This window comes from Burkholderia sp. E168m23 (assembly GCF_016586125.1).
GTDB lineage: Bacteria > Pseudomonadota > Gammaproteobacteria > Burkholderiales > Burkholderiaceae > Burkholderia > Burkholderia orbicola.
The window spans coordinates 1-1,533 of sequence record NZ_BCPP01001287.1 but is presented as its reverse complement, the minus strand read 5'-3'; the positions used below and the strand labels follow the sequence as shown (position 1 = coordinate 1,533).

Here is a 1,533-nt window from a genome sequence, read left to right as displayed (position 1 = left end):
CGGGCCGCTCTTTCGAGCGGCCCGTTTTCATTGATGCCCAGCCAAAAAGTGCTATCTCGCTCAGCCGTCCAGACCACGCGCCAGATCGTTGCGAATGTCGCCCGCATGCTCCAGGCCGACCGCGAGGCGGATCAACCCTTCGGTGATCCCCGCCGCCGCACGCGCTTCCGGCGTAATCCGGCCGTGCGTCGTGGTGGCCGGATGCGTGATCGTCGTACGCGTGTCGCCGAGGTTGCCGGTGATCGACACCAGCTTCGTGCCGTCGATCACGCGCCATGCGTTCGCGCGCTGCTGCTCGGGCGTGTCGCCCTTCAGCTCGAACGACACGATCGCACCGCCCGCCTTCTGCTGACGCTTCGCGAGTTCATGCTGCGGATGCGATTCGAGCCCCGGATAGAACACGCGCGCCACCGCCGGATGCGAGTCGAGCCAGCGCGCGATCTCCAGCGCGTTCGCCGACTGCTTCTCGACGCGCAGCGACAGCGTCTCCATCCCCTTCAGCAGCACCCACGCGTTGAACGCCGACAGCGTCGGGCCCGCGCTGCGCACGAACGGGAACACCTTGCCCATGATGAATTCCTTCGAGCCGACCAGTGCGCCGCCGAGCACGCGGCCCTGCCCGTCGAGGAATTTCGTTGCGGAGTGCATCACGACATCCGCGCCGAGCTTCAGTGGCTGCTGCAGTACCGGGCTGCAGAAACAGTTGTCGACGACGAACAGCGCGTTCGCCGCCTTCGCGATCTTGCCGATGGCCTCGATGTCGGCGAGCTCGGTCAGCGGGTTCGACGGCGTCTCGAGGAAGAACATCTTCGTTTCCGGCCGCACCGCTTCCTGCCACGCGTTCAGGTCGGTCGGGTCGACGAAGGTCGTCGTGATCCCGAACTTGCTGAAGATCTGCGAGAACATCCCGAGCGTCGAGCCGAACAGGCTGCGCGAGCTGACGAGGTGGTCTCCTGCCTGCAGCGCGGACATCACGACCGACATGATCGCGGCCATGCCCGACGCCGTCGCGATGCACGCCTCGCCGCCCTCGAGCGCCGCGAGACGCTCCTGGAACATGGTGACGGTCGGATTCGTGAAGCGCGAATAGGTGAAATAGTCTTCCGAATTCGCGAAGCGCTCGGCCGCGTCGGCCGCGCTCGAGAAGCAGAAGCTCGACGTGAGGAACAGCGCTTCCGAATGCTCGTTGAAGTCGCTGCGCAGCGTGCCCGCGCGCACGGCAAGCGTGTCGAAGTTGAGGGAGTCGTCCATGTTCCGTTTTCCGTATTCGAGGGCCGCGCCGACGGTCGTTCATGAAGCGCGGACCCGGTCAAAACCGAGGCCAAAAAACAAAAAGCCCGCTATGCGTCGGCATCAGCGGGCTTCGGTGCGGTACGACAGCGATCGACTCGGGCCGGCTGCCGCCGGCCTTCGCTTTAGCTGTTTTGGGAAGTTGCCCCGCGTCCGCAAGCTGATATCAAATCGACGCAAGGCCACATCCTATCACGCCTCGATAAAAGCGTGCGCCGGCGTTACTCGACCGACAGTTGCAGG

General features: G+C 64.7%; 1 protein-coding gene. It reads right to left on the bottom strand.

Annotated features, from left to right (window positions below):
• Positions 1–60: 60 nt before the first annotated feature.
• Entirely contained in the window at positions 61–1,251 is a 1,191-nt protein-coding gene (locus tag JMF90_RS36605; protein ID WP_011694679.1) for an O-succinylhomoserine sulfhydrylase, read from the bottom strand.
• Positions 1,252–1,533: the final 282 nt, after the last annotated feature.

Bases quoted from the DNA above. Each gene is read 5' to 3' on its own strand.
- JMF90_RS36605 (WP_011694679.1), bottom strand. From the start codon at position 1,251: ATGGACGACTCCCTCAACTTCGACACGCTTGCCGTGCGCGCGGGCACG.